Origin of the sequence: Methanohalophilus sp. WG1-DM (genome assembly GCF_004104135.1) — an archaeon.
Taxonomy (GTDB): domain Archaea; phylum Halobacteriota; class Methanosarcinia; order Methanosarcinales; family Methanosarcinaceae; genus Methanohalophilus; species Methanohalophilus euhalobius.
Map to the genome: position 1 here is coordinate 239779 of NZ_RRBA01000001.1, position 16495 is coordinate 256273.

Below are 16495 nucleotides of genomic sequence, written 5' to 3' on the forward strand. Positions count from 1 at the left end.
TAAATGAGTGGGGTATGATTCATCCTATGACTAAAGTCATAGGCTTTCTCTACCCCTACGCCCCATTAGTCGTAAGGAAGCCAATAATTACTCTTCTTCCTTTTTGGATGTAGTTCCCTTGCACCATTCTTTCATCTCGCGGTCAGTTTCTGTTGCTTCCTGTTCATCACCGCTTACAAGTTCACACCAGTCATCGATTTCCTCATCAGCAGTTTCCCCCGGCTCTTCTTCTTTTTTCTTAATCTGTTTTGGTTCATTTGATGGTGTAGGCATATAATCACTCATTTTGTGTCCTGTCCTTTTGTACAAGTATAGCATCCTCTATATTAAGGCGTGCAGTATACTCATCAATATTTATGACAGTGCTCTTTTTTATTTCTATCCTTCTGGAATATAAGGGACAGTCAAGAACAAAACTTTCAAATTCTCCTCCTTCTCCGGCGACATTCAGCCCTATTTTATCATTTAGTTTTACCAGTTCATCGATCTCATTTTTGGTAATTTCTTTACCCAGCCACTTGTTGTTTAAACCATAAGCTGCTATGCTACTGAATAGAAAATGAAATTTTTCTTCCAGCAATTTGTGCATTTCTTCTTCCTGGTCCATATGCCATAGAGGTGAATACACATACATTCCGAGTTCTGAACAGATACCTTCTATTCGCTCTTTCTGGTAAGTTGAATACAGGGCACCGGTTACAACTCCTTCGGTCCCATATTCTTTTTTTGCCTTCTCGATTGCTTTTTTCAAATCATCAAGCTCAACTTCCTTTTCCCCTGCTGTCTCCTGTTCAAGAAGGGGAATCCCCATGGCTTCGGATTGCAGGGATGCCATATTGATATTGGGTGTATGGAACATATAGGAATCCGGATTTTTGCTTTTTACTGTTATCAGGCATTCGATCGGATATCCTGCCTCTTTCATTTTGTACATTGCAAAGTGACTATCTTTTCCCGAACTGAACAGTACTCCAAGTTTGGGTTTGTAATTTTTTTCCATGTTCTTCAGATAATCCGTTTTATTTTTATAACCAGTTCGTTTTGCAAGTTTTTCGATAGCCCTGTCAAACTTGCTCCCATACTGGGCAGCCTTTTTATTCCTGAGTGCAAATTCTGCAGGAATTCCAGCCCTTTCAGCCACCTGGCGCAGTATCATCTTATTGCCTTTTTCATTAAGCTTAAGGGCAGCAGGGATTCCCAGAGCGTATTCTGCAACGTGCCTGTTCAGAAAAGGGGAGCGTAAGTCCAGCTCCAGTTCGGATGCAATCAAACCGTCCCGATAAGTATCTTTTAGATGGATGTTGAGTGTATCCTTCAGACATTCACTGTTCAGGTCAGTTGCTTTTTTGTGCCTGTTATAGCCACCGAACATTTCATCTGCCCCACTACCTGTAAAAAGAACGTTGATCCCATCCTCTTTTGCTGCCCGACCTGCTATATAAGTTGGCAGGGCAACCCCCGCCATGGGTACACTTGTAGTTTCTATCAGGGGAACGATTTTTTTTAGGATTTCTTCTGTTTCCTCGAGAGATACTTCAATAATTTTCAGAGGCAACTCCAGCTCGTTTGCTATTTTTCGTGCATGCTGTACATCGGGTGCTTGTATCTCATTCTCAAGTCCTGCTACATAGCAACAGATATCTTGCTTGCTATATTTTTTGCACAGCATGCTTACAAGTGTGGAATCCACACCTCCGGAAAACAAAATTCCTATCCTGGAAGGAGGAAGACACCTGCTTACAGATTCTCCAAGCAGCCGATATAATTCTTCTATGATTTCATCAGGTTGCTTTGTTGCAGGTTCAACTGATGGTTTCAGTTCATAGGTACTGTATGTATGTAATGTTCCCTCTTCGGTATCATAACTAGGGGTACTTCGCGGGTCAACTTTTTCAATATTATAGTAACCAGTCATTTCAAGATATTTTTTTTCAGATGCAACTGCAAAGCCATTTTCTGTAGAATACCATAGAGATTTCACTCCTAGCACATCAGTTGCACAGGTAATCCACTTATTGCTTCTTGTTATGAAAGCAAAACCACCAATTAAGTCTCTCTTTAAATCTTCGATATACAGTCCCGGATCTTGCAGTTTCCCATTATCATCTTTCAGGAGAGTGTCCAGTTTCTCTGCAAGGACATGAGATTTACTTTCACATAAACCATTATCTACAATAGTTATAGCTGATTTTTTATTTCCATTTGTATTGGATTTTCCTTGTATTTTCATTACTAAATGATTTGCAGTGGGCATTATAATTTCAGTTTGTCCTTTCCCGATTTTATTAATGATGTTACTTTTTGTTGCAATACCCATATGGGGGTTGAATATTGAAATTAGCTTTTGCATCATGTGAAGTAATACCTGTCCACTTATTATTTCTTGTCCATGTAAATTGTAACTATTTTCATTGTTTATCGTAGTTTCAGTTTTGCATATTGTTACAGGTCTAAACAGTTTCTTCTCCAATTATTTATATACTTCTTCTAACAAATGAAATCTACAGAGATAATAATAGCAATCAGATATGTTTACAGAGCTTTGGTACTATAATGTGATACCTGTGAGGGAGTGTTTAAAAATGAAATATATTATTTTTACCGATCTTGATGGTACGTTGATCGATCATGATACCTATTCATATGAAGCTGCCCTTGATGCAATAAAATTGCTTGCTCAAAAGGACATTCCCCTGATTATCTGTACCAGTAAGACCCGCGCTGAAATAGAGGTTTATGTTAAGGAACTAAATATTCATCATCCTTTTATTTCTGAAAATGGGGGGGCTATTTTCATCCCCCGTGGCTATTTCAATGTAGATTATGAGTATACAAGCGAAAATGAGGATTATGAAATAATTGAACTTGGAACCCGCTATGAAGAGCTTCGCAGGGTACTTTCGATTATTCGAGATCGTACCTCTCTCCCAATTACTGGTTTTGGTGACCTTAACGCTGAAGAGGTAAGTGAGGATACGGGTCTTGGCATTGAATCTGCAACACTTGCCAAAGAAAGGGAATATGATGAAGCCTTTAAAATGGAAGATGATTCAGGAACAGAACTGCTCAAAGAGCACATTCTTGCGCAGGGGTTGAATTTCACCAGAGGCGGAAGATACTGGCATTTGATGGGAGATAATGATAAAGGAATGGCAGTTTCGATATTGACTGAATTATACAGGAAAATTCATCCCTCTGTGGTAAGTGTGGGGTTGGGAGATAGTCAGAATGACCTGCCCATGTTACAGACGGTGGATGTGGCTTTCCTTGTCCAGAAACCAGATGGTAAACATGATCCTTCCATAGAGGATGATGATATAAACAGGGTTGAAGGCATAGGGCCTGAGGGATGGAACCGTGCAATTATTAAATTAATCGGATCTAATGAGAACAGAGATATAGTTTGATCTTAGAACAGGGGGAATTATTGTGATACGACTTGAAAATATGCTTCCCAAGGCTTTTCTTGTGGGCATTATAGAAATGGTGGATATGGTAGGGCCGGAAAAGACTTACCACTGGATTGAATCCATTGGTTATAGGCTTGCTGAGATTGAAGGTCCAGGATTTGAGGGTGCAAGGGACGACAACATAAACTATTTGCCTGTATGCCCATTTGGCAATGACCTTGTAGAATTTATAGAAATATATGGGGAAAGGCCAGAAGAATACCAGCAACTAATCGATTTTGTCAGGAATCAGAAACACCAATCTGAAGAAGGCTGGAACTATCCTGCACTTTCCAGTGCCGTGGGTATATTGCATAATAGCTATAGTAAAAGACGTGCTGAGCTGGCAGGTGCCAAACTCCTTCATCTGGGTAGCAAATCACCTGTAAGTAATACAAAAGAATATAATGAGCAGGCTATTGCTAGGTCCGGCATCTCTAAGGATGAAGTTTCCGGCTATCTTGATAAATCGTTTTCCGTATTTAAAATCGAATATCCTGAAGAGGAGTGATCCTATTGAATTATCTGGAAGCCCACAGGCTTTATGAAAACAGTGTCAAGATTCTCAGTGAAAATCAGCATGAAAAGGGTGGATTTTATGCAAGTCCTCCCGGTACAAGATATCCTTTCATCTATCCCAGGGATCATTCGATGGATATCCTTGGTGCAATAGATGCTGACCTTATGGACCAGGCCCGCAGAGGGCTCGAATTTATATTGAATGCGCAAAAGCCTCTGGGTGAGTTTTCCCAGCGGTATGATATAGACGGCAATGATGCAAGTTACAAGGATTTGCAGATAGACGGAAACGGTCTTATCCTTTATGCGCTGGGGAAGTATTTCGAGGCCACAGGTGGCTCATTTTTTGATAAGATGGCTGATAAGAAGTTCATCGAAGAATACTGGCCCATTGTCGAAAAAGCAGTCGGTTTTATCCTGATGAATAAAAATGAAGAAGTTGATCTTATTCATACAGTTAACAGTATTCATGAATATCCGGCTTATGAGCATGGTTTTGAGATTTATGCCAACTGTGCATGCTGTGCGGGTGTACTGGAGGCTGTGAAGATGGGCGAGGCCCTGGGCAAGGACGTCTCAAAGTGGAAGGAAGAAGGAGGAAAGGTCAGGAATGCCATCATGACACGACTCTACAGTCCCCGAAGGCGTTCCTTTATAAAATGTATCCGTGTGAAGGATAAGAGCAGTAATCCAATAGGTTATGATGCATTTGCCTCCAGTGTTATTGATGTGGATGCTGTGGAATATGCACCTGCTTATTTCGGCCTTCTCCCGGATTCGGATGTCAAGATAAAGTCTACTGTAAAACGAATTCATGATAATTTATGGGATAAGGAAATTGGCGGCCTGAACCGTTACCCTGAACACTGGGATCGGAATAATGGTGGCTATGGCCCCTGGTGTCATTTTACCTGTGAGCTTGCAAACCATTTCATAAATATTGATCAAAAAGAAATGGCAGAAATGTATCTGGGATGGGTGGTTGATATGGCTCATGAGTACCAGTTGCCTGAACATATATCAACTATAGAACGGTTTGAGTTGTGGCTGGAGGATTATACCAATGCCAAAATTCTCAGGGACAGCAAGATGAAAATGATAGAACATGTCCGTGCTCACCCCAAGTGGAAGGATGGACTTGCATATGTCACGACTCCTCTGATCTGGCCCCATGCCGAATATATCCGGGCCTATAAAAATTACATGAATAAGTACGACTGATTTTTTCTGGCAAATTGCTGCGAAGCCGTCATTTTAGGCCCGCAGCAATTGCACGCACAGGAAGCACTTCCCAATTATACGATTTTATTTTTCCGGGAAGAATTCAATAGCCTGGGCAAGTTCCCTGTGATTTTTGGCATAATCCCTGATATCGATTCCCTGCAGGTAGGCATCACATGCCTGTACCAGTGCTTTGGCTCCTGATCGTGTTCCTTCCGGATGTGCATGTACTCCTGATCCCATGGTCGTGATGAAATCAACGTTACCCATTACATCGATGAAAGGCTTCAGCCTGACGGGGTTCAATCCTCCGGAAACAATTGGACAACATTTTTTCATGCCTCTCCAGCTGTCTTTTTCCAGGATGACATGATGGGCTATGTCTTCATTCACAAGCTATATAGCATCCTTATCCGTTTCCATGATCTTGGCCCAGCTCTGTTCGAAGAAATGGCCATGTGAACTCAGGTACTGAATACCGTGGGCTGCAACTACATCTTCCTCTGGAGTTCCTTTCATTTTTCCGACTCCTGCAGTACCCGTGTGGATGCCGGAGGCGCCTGCCAGACGTGCGAATTTAGACAGTACCAGCACGGAAAAACCTATGGGATTCTCTGGGCGTGTGAAGGCACCATGGGCAGCCCTGTGGAAATGCAGGAAAACATCGGGATACCGCCTTCTGATTGTCTGGATAGCCATCCATCCGGCGGTAATACCATCGATGAGGAAAGCATAACTTCCAGGCTCAAACCCTGCATTCCTGATCATTTCGCAGCGCTCGATCATGGTGTCAAAGTCCGGTGCCGAGACATTGAATGAATGGACTTTTTTCTTTCCCGTTTCCTCTACTGCCTTGTCCATGGCTTCTTTTACATGCTTTACCATCTTGTCGTAGGGACAGAAGTCCTGATTGGCCTGTGGTTCGTCATTCTTGACAAAATCCCCACCGCCTGCCCAGAAGTCATAACAGACTTCAGCATATTCGGCAGAAGTCAACCCCATCTTGGGTTTTACGATGGTACCGAGAATAGGCCTGTCGTAAACTCCGAGATAACTGCGCATGTCATCGACTGTGAAACCGGGGCCGTCATATTGTTCAAGCATAGAGGGAGGAAACCAGACATCCAGCAGTTTGAGGGCTGATATCTCTTTCATTCCCAGGACGTTTCCCACGATATAGGTCAGGATGTTCTGTACATTGCCCCCCCTGTCAAATAGTCTCCAGGGATAGGCTATCCACACAAGTTCTCTTTCCAGATCCATCTGATAGACCCGGGCGTTCATGACCTTTGAGAACTTCGTCTCGGTATTTACCCTGAAATTCGTACCAGTTGATGATTCCGCTGCGATTTCAGCAGCTGCCTGTAGCATATTCATCTCCCCACCTGGAACGAGCCTGAAAACAGTAAGCAGGTATTCACCGTTGGTCGGGTCGGGCAATTCGAGGTTCACATAACCTTGCTGTTTGGGATTCAATGACTGGACTAACTCTTCAATAGTTGAGCTCATGGTAAGAATAACAGTTTGTAATGTATTTTAGTTTTTGGAAGGAAACAAAATGCAGAATTCATTAACCCCAAAAACGTTTCGTTTTCGCATAGTTGCGTTCGGCTTCCATGATGTCTTTGTAGAAACCTTCCTCATCCACCTGCATTTTCTGGATAATACGGGTGGCGGTTTCAGGACCAACTCCACGGCTTGCCAGGGCCACAACCGCAGTCCTTCCCTGTGTCATTACGATGTTGGCATTACGAAATACTTTCTGGATGCGTTTTTGGTCCTCTTTTGAATCTATTCGATCTTTTTTCTTAACCAGTTTGATTTCCTCTTCCTCCCAGGGTTTCAGGGCAGCCACCATTTTAGATTCACAGATAGGACACACAATGTTCTCAGGCACATTTTTCACTTTGCGACGGGATATCCATTTAGTACAGTGTACACAGAACAGGATTACCCTGTCATTTTCAATACGGTTTTTTAGTGCTGTTATGATCGAACCTTCAGCTCTTTCCGGTGCTATCAGGTCTTTTTTCGCATCGAATCCCGCTCCTCCCAGAGGAGATGGAGGGCCTGTTGCGATGTTGATTTCTCCCTGCTGCACCTTTTCCAGTATTTCCTTTGTGCGACTTACATCCAGCATATTGTGGAAAATTTCTCGTAATACCTCATCGTACATAGCCGAGTTTTCGTAAATGTCGATAAGTTTTTTCATGCTGATCTTGTCGTAGTCCACGTCTTTACTGATGGCACCGAATTTACGGGCTACCTGTACCATCTTCCATTTCAAAAGGGAGGTATTTTTCAGTGTCATCTCCAGAATGGGTTCCACATGTTCGGGAAGTGTATCGACTATCATGGAGCGTACCTGTTCGGCACGAAAACTTACCGGCAGGGCTAGTTTAATGCGATAGGGGTCTGTTTCCTGTCCCACACTGCTACCAAAACGGGCCGCAAGCAGGGCTGTCAGTACCTTGCCCAGGGTTTCGTTGGTATTGTGCCCGAAACATGCATTGATAACCATTCCATCCTCTTGCTTCTCGATAATGACCTGTCGGTCATGTGGCATCGGGCATTCCTGATCCACATGTTTTTTGATTAGCCGGAAAAACCCATCTGCTGAATATTTGTCCACAGGATAACGTTCCATCAATGTATTGATGATTTCCTCCTCTTGTGCACCTGTTGCAATAAGGTCTGCAGTTTCCCGGCGTAGTTTCCCGACTTCCTGTGCCACCTCGAAGGGAACGGGTATTTCTTCTCCGACCCAGCTGGGGATCTCCCCCATACTTCGCACCGGTTCAACCTTTATGCGCCCCCGTTCAGGATCGAGTTCCAGTACTCTCCACACCTCTCCCCGGGTTATGAAAATAGCCCCAGGATTGGCAAAGTTTACCACAAAGGCCTCATCCAGTGTCCCGACCGCCTTGCCGGTGACGATATCATAAACCTCGAACTTTCTCTCATCCGGGATCATGGAAAGGTTCTGGTAGTAATACTGCCAGCTCCTTTTACGCCGACTGATGATACTGGAACCTTTATCCCGCCACACAAGCCTGTTATATGTTACCTGCTCCACGATCTTTTCCAGCGCCTGCAGGCTTAAATCTTTGAAAGGATAGGTTCGCCTGAGAATGGAAAGTATACGGGAAATCTCTATATCCCCGAAGTCCAGCACGATACCTGAAAGCTGATTGGCGATTACATCCAGGGCCCCGCTCTGGGGAGAAATATCCTCCACCCGACCTTCCCTGGCAGCTCCAACGATGGCCATACTTTCGGCGATATCATCAAATTCCAGTGCAATGATCGTTCCTTCCGAAATTTCATGAATGCGATGTCCCGCCCTGCCAACCCTTTGCAGCAGCCGGGCAACCTGTCTGGGAGAGCCATACTGGATTACATGATCCACGCTACCGATATCGATTCCCAATTCCATCGAGGATGTACAGATCAGGCCTCTCAAATCCCCGTTCTTGAAGTTCTCTTCCGCTTCCAGACGGGCTTCATAGGAAAGGGAGCCGTGGTGTACCCCGATGGGCAGGTCCAGCATCCTGAAACCCGATGCAAGCACTTCGGCACTTTGACGTGTGTTGACAAAAATCAGGGTGGATTTTTTCTGCATTACAATATCCTGAATGCAGCGCAGATGTGTGGCCAGTTCCGCAGAACATCCTATTTGGTGTGCGGTTTTGAGATCTTCATCCTCCATGTGAGGGGTTACCACGTTGAACTTGAGCAGGCTGAGCATCTCCACTTTTACTATCTGCATGTCCCTTTCTGCCCCTGCAAGGAAAGCTGCCACAACATCAGGATTGCCGACAGTTGCAGAAAGGCCTATTCTCTGGAATTCGCCTGATAATTCTACCAGTCTTTCCAGCCCGATAGCCAGTTGTGCTCCTCTTTTGGATTCGGCAAGTTCATGGATCTCATCCACCACGATAAAACTCACATATTCCAGATTTTTGCGCAACCTTTTACCTGTAAACATTGCCTGCAGGGTTTCAGGAGTGGTAATCAATAAGTCCGGAGGGTTTTTTGATTGTTTCTGGCGCTCATACTGGCTGGTATCCCCATGTCGCACCATCACCTTGATATCGAGTTCCTGGCCCCACCATTGTATGCGGTGCAGCATATCCCGGTTCAGTGCCCTCAGGGGTGTTATGTAGAGAGCAGAAATGCCTTTCCTTTCCTCTGGGTTTTTGGAAAGGATGTGATCAAAAAGAGGAAGGATTGCAGACTCGGTCTTTCCCGAACCGGTGGGTGCAATAAGCAGGACGTTCTTGCCTTCCAGTATGGGTGGAATGGACTCTTGCTGGGGTTGGGTGGGTGTATGGAATTGCTGTTTTGCAAGGGCCTTTCTGATATGAGGGTGCAACTGGCCAAATACCGTATCCATCATCGCCCTCGCCTCCTTTTGCCTGCGCGCTTTTTTGTAATACTGAGTTTTTTTATATCCTTCAATTTGCCCATATACATTCCATCAAGCAGGTAGATGTCCGCATTTGCTATATCAACGGAACCCGAAGAGAATGCAGGCCCGAGCAGGTCATCAAGAATCGCTTCGTTAAAAGCTACCCCTCCGCAGAGTTCATTGAAAGCAGGAATAACTACAACATCGGGTTGTGTGTCACTTTCCGGTATTTCAACACCGATCTTTTCAAAATGGTTTTTTAGTTTTCCATGATTCAATTTAGTTTTAACCCAGACCTGTTCGGATGTGGAATACCCCAGGCTGTCGGTGATTCGCAGGGTCGGATGATTGTGGGCTACAATTAAATGTTGTGCTGTGAGGAGTTTTGGATCGGGCCATGTATGGCCGTGGAAGTATCCAACCCCCTCTATTATGTCACCTCTGGAGGGGTGGAGGTGAATACGTTTGTTTTTTGGCAGCAGGAATTCAATTCCACCGTCATGATTGCCCGGGAAAATATCGATTTCTGCATGCAGGGCGAGTTTTTCGAGAAACATGGGTATTTCATCCCGCTCCTGCCATGAAATTTGTGGGACATTGTGTTTTATATCACCCAGCAGTACTATCCTGTCGGGTTTGGTCTGTTCGATATAACCCTCTATCTTTTTGAGTCGTCTTTCAAGACCGCTGGGAACCAGGAAACCACTGTTGTAGAGGTCCCATTCGATACCTATATGGAGGTCTGAGAGTACAAGGATGCGGGATTGGCCCTTTACCAGCAGGGCAGGTTCATCCAATAGCGGCTCAATATCGATTGTCATTTATTCTTTTCCCGGACGCTGGTTTTTTTCAAGTTCATCAAGTCTGTCCGATAGGTCCTGCAATTTACTGTCAATACCTTTGAGGTCTTCATGTACTTCTACCAGACGGTTATACATCGGACTGCGTGCATCCTTTACTGCCTGCTGTTGGGAGAATTTTTGTTTGCTGGGAAGGATATAAACATAGGCAAACCACATACCTGTGAATGCCACGAGGAATAGGGCTATTACAAATAATAAATAGTGAGGAAAGAGAGTGCGTATGAAAGAATCCCCTTCGCTGTAATATTGCAACCTTGTGATCATCAGGAAGTTCATCAAGGAGAATAGGAACATTGTTTCTCCTACAAGTACAAGTAATCCGCCTAATTTTGTGGACATGCTTTTTTGTTGTGGTAATATTTTATCGAACATAATCCATTTCTCCCTTAGTAATAATGATGCCTGTTATATGATTATTTTTTCAGAAAGCGCAAATCTGGCTATTATCATTTTTCCCGATGGTATATTTGATTGTCGTGCATAATATTGTACCGGATTGATAGACCTTACCATTGATTCACTTATTATCTAAAGGCACCAATCTATGGCTATGAGGAAGAAAATGACCGCTATCAGGTAGTCAAATCCAGAATTGAGGAAGAACTTGGCCCGGCTCCTGAAACATATGCACTGGGCTGCATATGATGTTCTCTGGCTGGCTACATTCGTGGATCTCGATGCAGTGCCTGAGAATGATGAAAGTACTAAACTGGCAATGAATACCCTTTCTGATACTTACTTCGGTGTCACCGGCTGGACAAAGCTGGATGAAAATGGTGACAGGGTACACTGGGATTACGACATCTGGGCAATCAGTGAAAACAATGGAAATTACGAATGGAGACTTGATGCCAGGTACCAGGTCGACCCCGGAGAAGAAGGTAAATTGATGTACGTTGAATAAAAGTGGTATCTGTCACCACACATTTTCTTTTTTACATTCCTATAAAATTGTCTTCTCCCATTTCCTAATTTGTCGAAAACCTTATATTTTATTGTGGTTCACTTAGGTGAATATCTTTTATGGGCCCGTAGTCTAGCCGGTTATGACGTCGCCTTCACACGGCGGAGATCCTGGATTCGAATTCCAGCGGGCCCATTGAATTCTCAATACTCCCTCTCCCCGAATATGGCCGAACCCACACGCACCATTGTAGCCCCTTCCTCGATGGCTACCATGTAGTCATTGGACATTCCCATTGACAATTCCTGAATTTCGATGTTGCCGCGGTTTTCCTGCTTTATTTCATCAAACAGGGCTTTCATCTTTTGGAAATAGGGACGGGTTTGTTCGGCAGGGACAAAAGGAGGGATGCACATCAGGCCTTCCACACGTATATTTTGAAGGGAGCAGATTTCTTTTATCACTTCTTTGATCCGATCCAGCCTGAAACCATGTTTCTGTGGCTCATTGCCTATGTTTACCTGAAGGAAGACCCTTTGTACTTTATCGATATCCCCGGCTCTACTATCAATATTATTTATTACTTTCAGGGAGTCGACTGACTGGATGACATCAAAAAACTCAACGGCCTTTTTGACTTTATTTGTCTGCAGGTGACCTATCAAATGTGTCTCACAGGGCAGGATTTCCTCGCGCTTATCTTCATATTCCTGAACCCGGTTCTCTCCGATTATGGTAGCCCCGGCCCGGATGGCTTCGTTGATCCTTTCAGGTTCTATTGTCTTGGTGACACAGATGAGTTTCCTGTCACCGATTTTTTCGAGAATCCTCTTGATATTTTTATCGACTGGCATTGATGTCCCCGTGATACTTTATTCAAAATTTGGTATATTTAAATCATTCTGATTGTGGATTTTGTTTTCATTTTCCTTATATTTCTCTTCAATTCCATCGAGGATTTGAACTGGATAAGCATAGAAAGCATCCCCGGCAGATGCCGTTAATATGTAGTAATAAGAACAATCAATAAAAAGTTTTTATGCTATATTTCTTCTTTTTCAAGGCATTTTGATAAACCCACAGGAAAAATTATCATTCACTAGTACCAACATAGTTTCGGCATATAATTATCAGACTTGCAGCTATTGACAATTTGAGGGGGAGATGTTTGCCTCTTATGCAAGGGAAAATCATTGGTTGGATTTCCTGACATTTGATAAACAATCCTGTCACATGAATACCACATATAATAGGGGAATTTTGGAGGAAATGCATGGCAAAATACAGATGTTCGGTTTGTAACTGGGTTTATGATGAGGAGGTTGAAGGGCAGGATTTTGATTCACTGCCTGATGACTATACATGTCCGGTATGCGGGGCTCCTAAATCTGCTTTTGTTCCTGAAGGCGGGGAAGAAGAAGACGAATCAGTAGAAACTACTGTTGCCGACAAGATCGTCGAACAACTGGAAGTCTTCGGTGTCAGGTTTGTCTATGGGATTCCCGGGGATTCCAACCTGCCCCTGATAGACTCCATCCACAGGAGTGACAAAATAAAATTCATTCTCACAAGACACGAGGAGACCGCTGCTTTCATGGCTTCTGCACATGGGAAGATCACCGGCGGGCTGGGCGTCTGTATCTCCATAGCAGGTCCAGGTTCTACAAACCTTATCACCGGTTTAATGGATGCTGCCACCGACAGGAGTCCGGTGCTTGCCTTTGCCGGTCAGGTGGCAGAGGTCTATCTCGGCAGTGAAGCTTTCCAGGAAATCGACCAGATAGAACTGTTCTCCTCCTTTGCTGAATTTACAGAAACCATTGCCCGGGAGAACCAGGCACTCGGTCTGGTCACAAGGGCTACTAAATATGCCTTCAAAAAACCCGGTGTTTCGGTACTCAGCACACCCACTGATATCCTGGCCGGCAAACTTAGCGGGAATGTATATTCCGCTGAAAAGAGGCTGGTTTCAAACCAGACTGCTCCCAGGTTTGAAGATGTGAAAAGGGCTGCAGAATTGATAAACAATCACGAGAAAGTCACTCTCTTTGCAGGTTGGGGCTGTCGTCACAGTGGTGAATTGCTAACACAACTCTCACAAAAAATCAAAGCCCCTATTGCCACTACTTCCAGGGCTAAGGGTGTGGTATACGAAACCGATCGTTATAGTCTGGGTGTACTTGGTTCCATAGGGTCAAAACATGCGGCAAAAGCTGTACAAAACAGTGAACTTATAGTTATCATAGGTTCGGGATTCAGACAGGCCAACCTTGTTCCTTCAGGAATCAGGATTGTCCAGATAGATATCGATCCGACCAAAATCGGAAAAACCTTTGATGTAGATGCCGCTATTGTTGGGGATGCGGATCTTGTACTTAAAGACCTTCTTCCTCTTGTTGATGAAAAGGAAGAAAACACTGGGTTTTTAGAACATATAGATCAGATGAAACAGGAGCATTATGAGGAACTAAAAGCCGATGCACAGGACCTCTCCATCCCTGTAAATCCCGGTTATGTGATACAGGCCCTTAAACGCCATGCAGACACTGATGCTATAATTTGTGTAGATGTGGGCGACCATACCTACTGGTTCTACAAGAAATTCATGTGTGAAGGCCAGGAGACTTTCATGTGTGCCAATATTGCCAGTATGGGATTCGGACTGCCTGCAGCCCTGTCGGCAAAACTTGATAATCCTGACAAGCAGGTAATTTGTGTCACAGGAGATGGCGGGTTTGGAATGCTTATGGCTGATTTCACCACTGCTGTGCGCGAAGAGTTAGGAATCAATGTCATTGTCTTTAATGACGGCAAACTCAAGAACATAAAAGAGGAAGAACTAAGGTCCGGTTATCCTGAATTTGGTGTTAGTTTCCCCAATCCCAATTTTGCGGAATATGCTAACACTACCGGAGGCGAAGGCTATAGGATAGAGGATCCGGCAAAACTGGATGAAGCCCTTGAAGAAGCATTCAAATCCACCAGACCTTCTATTATCGATGTGGTTGTAGATCCCGATAAGACTGCTGCAAGTACCAAAAGAGTGGATTGAATATTATAGGGATGCTACCGGCAAAATTCATTTTCCTGGTTTTGGTAAAACACACCTTTTTAACCAATAATTCCCAAAAAAGAACTATATGGCACGCAAACTAGATGGAAAAGACATAGAGTTACTGAAAAAGCTTGCTCCTGAGTGCAGTGATCTGGAATGCAGCAGTTCAGGGGTCAATTTCAAGTCAATCCTACCACCGGTTGCAAATCATTTTTCCAAAGATATATCTGATTTTTCCCATCGTCTGGAGTCGCTTTCAGAAAAGGAACTGGAATATCTGCTGGACCTGATTAAAGGTGGCAGGGAAAGCCTTGGTTGCTTGAGACCGGATTATGTCATGGCTTTTCAGGAAATAGTTGCCAGAAGGGCAGGAGATGAACAGGCTGGTGAAATTATCAAGATTTATACTGCTAATGATATTTGTGAATAAATTGTAGAAAGCCAATAGACCTGCAGGTTTTGGCCTGTTATCTTATTCTTTTTCACATTGATATGGCTGACGTAAGGTTTATTAGATATTATACAACATCTATTCACGATTGTGAAAAACAGTAATGGGAATTTTACGGAGGAAGGCAATGAAAGATGCATTAAAAAAACTGAGAGAGGCAAAACCATTGGTCCATCATATCACCAATTGGGTTACAATTTATGACTGTGCAAATATAACAAGGGCCTTTGGTGGACTTCCCGTAATGGCTCATGCTGTAGAAGAATGTGCTGATATGACTAAAATTTCCTCTGCTCTTGTACTTAACATTGGAACCCTGACGTCTGAACTTATTGAATCCATGATAATTTCCGCAAAGGCTGCAAACGAAAAACAAATCCCTGTGGTACTCGATATAGTAGGGGTAGGGGCAACTCAATTCAGAAATCAAATGGCTGCAAAGATCCTTGACAGTGCTCATGTTGATATCATTAAAGGCAACTATTCTGAGATTGCAAAACTGGCAGGTGAAAATGCCCGCACAAAAGGAGTTGAAGCAACTTCTATCAATGCTGATCCTTTCTGGCTTGCAAAAAATTTGGCCATCTCAAGATCATGTACTGTTGTGATGACCGGCAAAGAAGATATAGTCAGTGATGGTTCAGGGATCTTTTCCATAAAAAACGGCCATTCAGAAATGGGTTCAATTGTGGGCACCGGTTGCATGGCGGCTTCAATAATAGGTTCATTTGCAGCCCTGAACGATGATTTCTGTGATGCAGCAATAGATGCTTTGTCTTTCTTCGGGGTTGCCGGGGAACTTGCGGCTGTCAAGTCAACCGGCAGTGGCAGTTTCAAGATGCATTTGTATGATGAAGTGTCCGGGCTTACTGATGAAAAAGCAGTACCTATGATAAATATTGAGAGTGTTGATGGCTGAAATTACAGATCTATGAGGGCTCAATTTATGCCATTCTGGAAATCTTTGCTTAATGATATCGATTTCTATCTTGTGACAGATTCCGGCCTATCCAGGAAAGGTACATTGTCCGATATAAAATGTGCAGTAGCGGCCGGGTGTAAGATTGTGCAGTATCGGGAGAAAGACAAGACCACAAAAGAGATGATCGAAGAAGCTATCCTGATCAGGAAAATATGTGGGGATAATGCTATCTTTCTGGTAAATGACCGTATCGATGTAGCCCTGGCTGCAGGAGCTGATGGGGTACACATCGGACAGGACGATATGCCGATTGATGCTGCGAGAAAGATTCTGGGTGAAAATAAGATAATCGGCCTTACAGTTCATGATACAGATGAAGCAATCGAGGCAGAAAGAAAGGGAGCTGATTACGTAGGTTTCAGCCCGATTTTTGACACTACTACTAAAAAGGATGCAGGTATGGGTGTTGGACCTGAAAGGGTTCAGGCTGTCAAAACTATAATTGATATTCCGATTGTTGCCATAGGGGGTATCAATAAAGACAACTGTGTGTCAGTTGTTGAAAATGGAGCGGATAGTTTGGTTGCTATTTCCGCAATCGTTTGCAGTGATGATGTCCGGAGAGAAACAGAGCATTTCATTGAAATTATCCGCAAAATAAAGCAAAATCCCTCAAACAGAGTTAATGTAAAGTGATAAA

The 16495-nt window shown here is 43.7% G+C and carries 14 protein-coding genes, 1 tRNA gene and 1 pseudogene; 9 read left to right on the forward strand and 7 right to left on the reverse strand.

The window, feature by feature from the left end; genetic code table 11:
• Window positions 1-87: 87 nt before the first annotated feature.
• The gene (locus CI957_RS01250) at window positions 88-285 is read right to left on the reverse strand and encodes a hypothetical protein (RefSeq protein WP_128754055.1); all 198 of its coding nucleotides are present in this window, start codon (window positions 283-285) and stop codon (window positions 88-90) included.
• Window positions 278-2230 (reverse strand): diphthine--ammonia ligase, encoded by a 1953-nt coding sequence (locus CI957_RS01255; protein ID WP_164908991.1) that lies wholly within the window; start codon window positions 2228-2230, stop codon window positions 278-280. The genes CI957_RS01250 and CI957_RS01255 overlap by 8 nt, the downstream gene beginning before the upstream one ends.
• Window positions 2231-2582: 352 nt before the next feature.
• Between CI957_RS01255 and mpgP the strand changes: the two genes are divergently transcribed.
• From mpgP to CI957_RS01270, 3 genes are read left to right on the forward strand one after another with little or no spacing between them, the layout of a single operon-like run.
• Window positions 2583-3407: a mannosyl-3-phosphoglycerate phosphatase gene (gene mpgP, locus CI957_RS01260; RefSeq protein WP_105460069.1), complete on the forward strand. Its 825-nt coding sequence runs from the start codon at window positions 2583-2585 to the stop codon at window positions 3405-3407.
• Window positions 3408-3429: 22 nt separating this feature from the next.
• Window positions 3430-3960: a hypothetical protein gene (locus tag CI957_RS01265; protein WP_096711413.1), complete on the forward strand. Its 531-nt coding sequence runs from the start codon at window positions 3430-3432 to the stop codon at window positions 3958-3960.
• Window positions 3957-5189: a glycoside hydrolase family 15 protein gene (locus CI957_RS01270; protein WP_241645764.1), complete on the forward strand. Its 1233-nt coding sequence runs from the start codon at window positions 3957-3959 to the stop codon at window positions 5187-5189. The genes CI957_RS01265 and CI957_RS01270 overlap by 4 nt, the downstream gene beginning before the upstream one ends.
• An 84-nt stretch (window positions 5190-5273) precedes the next feature.
• On the opposite strand, the pseudogene CI957_RS01275 reads toward CI957_RS01270, so the two are convergent.
• The 4 genes and pseudogenes from CI957_RS01275 to CI957_RS01290 all read right to left on the reverse strand — a co-directional run bounded on the left by CI957_RS01275 (window position 5274) and on the right by CI957_RS01290 (window position 10835).
• Window positions 5274-6698, reverse strand: a pseudogene (locus tag CI957_RS01275) (ribulose-bisphosphate carboxylase).
• 61 nt (window positions 6699-6759) lie between these two features.
• The gene (locus CI957_RS01280) at window positions 6760-9585 is read right to left on the reverse strand and encodes a DEAD/DEAH box helicase (RefSeq protein ID WP_128754110.1); all 2826 of its coding nucleotides are present in this window, start codon (window positions 9583-9585) and stop codon (window positions 6760-6762) included.
• Window positions 9585-10421, reverse strand: coding sequence for a metallophosphoesterase (locus tag CI957_RS01285; RefSeq protein ID WP_128754056.1), 837 nt, complete (start codon window positions 10419-10421; stop codon window positions 9585-9587). The genes CI957_RS01280 and CI957_RS01285 overlap by 1 nt, the downstream gene beginning before the upstream one ends.
• Window positions 10422-10835 carry a hypothetical protein gene (locus CI957_RS01290; protein WP_096711410.1) on the reverse strand — a complete coding sequence of 138 codons (414 nt, stop codon included), beginning with the start codon at window positions 10833-10835 and terminating at the stop codon, window positions 10422-10424. It lies immediately after the preceding gene.
• Window positions 10836-11067: 232 nt separating this feature from the next.
• On the opposite strand from CI957_RS01290, the gene CI957_RS01295 reads away from it, so the two are divergent.
• Window positions 11068-11367 carry a hypothetical protein gene (locus CI957_RS01295; RefSeq protein ID WP_206631023.1) on the forward strand — a complete coding sequence of 100 codons (300 nt, stop codon included), beginning with the start codon at window positions 11068-11070 and terminating at the stop codon, window positions 11365-11367.
• Window positions 11368-11488: 121 nt separating this feature from the next.
• Window positions 11489-11562, forward strand: a tRNA-Val gene (locus tag CI957_RS01300).
• A gap of 8 nt (window positions 11563-11570) precedes the next feature.
• On the opposite strand, the gene CI957_RS01305 is transcribed toward CI957_RS01300, so the two are convergent.
• Window positions 11571-12221, reverse strand: coding sequence for a YggS family pyridoxal phosphate-dependent enzyme (locus CI957_RS01305; protein ID WP_128754057.1), 651 nt, complete (start codon window positions 12219-12221; stop codon window positions 11571-11573).
• 419 nt (window positions 12222-12640) lie between these two features.
• Here CI957_RS01305 and CI957_RS01310 point away from each other — a divergent pair, with 419 nt between their 5' ends.
• From CI957_RS01310 to thiE, 4 genes are all read left to right on the forward strand, one after another.
• Window positions 12641-14419, forward strand: coding sequence for a thiamine pyrophosphate-dependent enzyme (locus tag CI957_RS01310; RefSeq protein ID WP_128754058.1), 1779 nt, complete (start codon window positions 12641-12643; stop codon window positions 14417-14419).
• An 88-nt stretch (window positions 14420-14507) separates the two neighbouring features.
• Window positions 14508-14852 carry a hypothetical protein gene (locus CI957_RS01315; protein WP_128754059.1) on the forward strand — a complete coding sequence of 115 codons (345 nt, stop codon included), beginning with the start codon at window positions 14508-14510 and terminating at the stop codon, window positions 14850-14852.
• Between the two features lie 148 nt (window positions 14853-15000).
• Complete coding sequence (gene thiM / locus CI957_RS01320; RefSeq protein WP_128754060.1) at window positions 15001-15792, forward strand: hydroxyethylthiazole kinase; 792 nt, start codon at window positions 15001-15003, stop codon at window positions 15790-15792.
• Window positions 15793-15819: 27 nt separating this feature from the next.
• The gene (thiE, locus tag CI957_RS01325) at window positions 15820-16491 is read left to right on the forward strand and encodes a thiamine phosphate synthase (protein WP_128754061.1); all 672 of its coding nucleotides are present in this window, start codon (window positions 15820-15822) and stop codon (window positions 16489-16491) included.
• The last annotated feature ends 4 nt before the right edge of the window (window positions 16492-16495 follow it).

Excerpts from the sequence above, each read along its gene's own strand:
- thiM (WP_128754060.1), top strand. The coding sequence starts at position 15,001 with ATGAAAGATGCATTAAAAAAACTGAGAGAGGCAAAACCATTGGTCCAT.
- CI957_RS01280 (WP_128754110.1), bottom strand. The coding sequence starts at position 9,585 with ATGGATACGGTATTTGGCCAGTTGCACCCTCATATCAGAAAGGCCCTT.
- CI957_RS01310 (WP_128754058.1), top strand. The coding sequence starts at position 12,641 with ATGGCAAAATACAGATGTTCGGTTTGTAACTGGGTTTATGATGAGGAG.
- CI957_RS01290 (WP_096711410.1), bottom strand. The coding sequence starts at position 10,835 with ATGTTCGATAAAATATTACCACAACAAAAAAGCATGTCCACAAAATTA.
- CI957_RS01255 (WP_164908991.1), bottom strand. The coding sequence starts at position 2,230 with ATGAAAATACAAGGAAAATCCAATACAAATGGAAATAAAAAATCAGCT.
- CI957_RS01315 (WP_128754059.1), top strand. The coding sequence starts at position 14,508 with ATGGCACGCAAACTAGATGGAAAAGACATAGAGTTACTGAAAAAGCTT.
- CI957_RS01305 (WP_128754057.1), bottom strand. The coding sequence starts at position 12,221 with ATGCCAGTCGATAAAAATATCAAGAGGATTCTCGAAAAAATCGGTGAC.
- mpgP (WP_105460069.1), top strand. The coding sequence starts at position 2,583 with ATGAAATATATTATTTTTACCGATCTTGATGGTACGTTGATCGATCAT.
- CI957_RS01285 (WP_128754056.1), bottom strand. The coding sequence starts at position 10,421 with ATGACAATCGATATTGAGCCGCTATTGGATGAACCTGCCCTGCTGGTA.
- thiE (WP_128754061.1), top strand. The coding sequence starts at position 15,820 with ATGCCATTCTGGAAATCTTTGCTTAATGATATCGATTTCTATCTTGTG.
- CI957_RS01250 (WP_128754055.1), bottom strand. The coding sequence starts at position 285 with ATGAGTGATTATATGCCTACACCATCAAATGAACCAAAACAGATTAAG.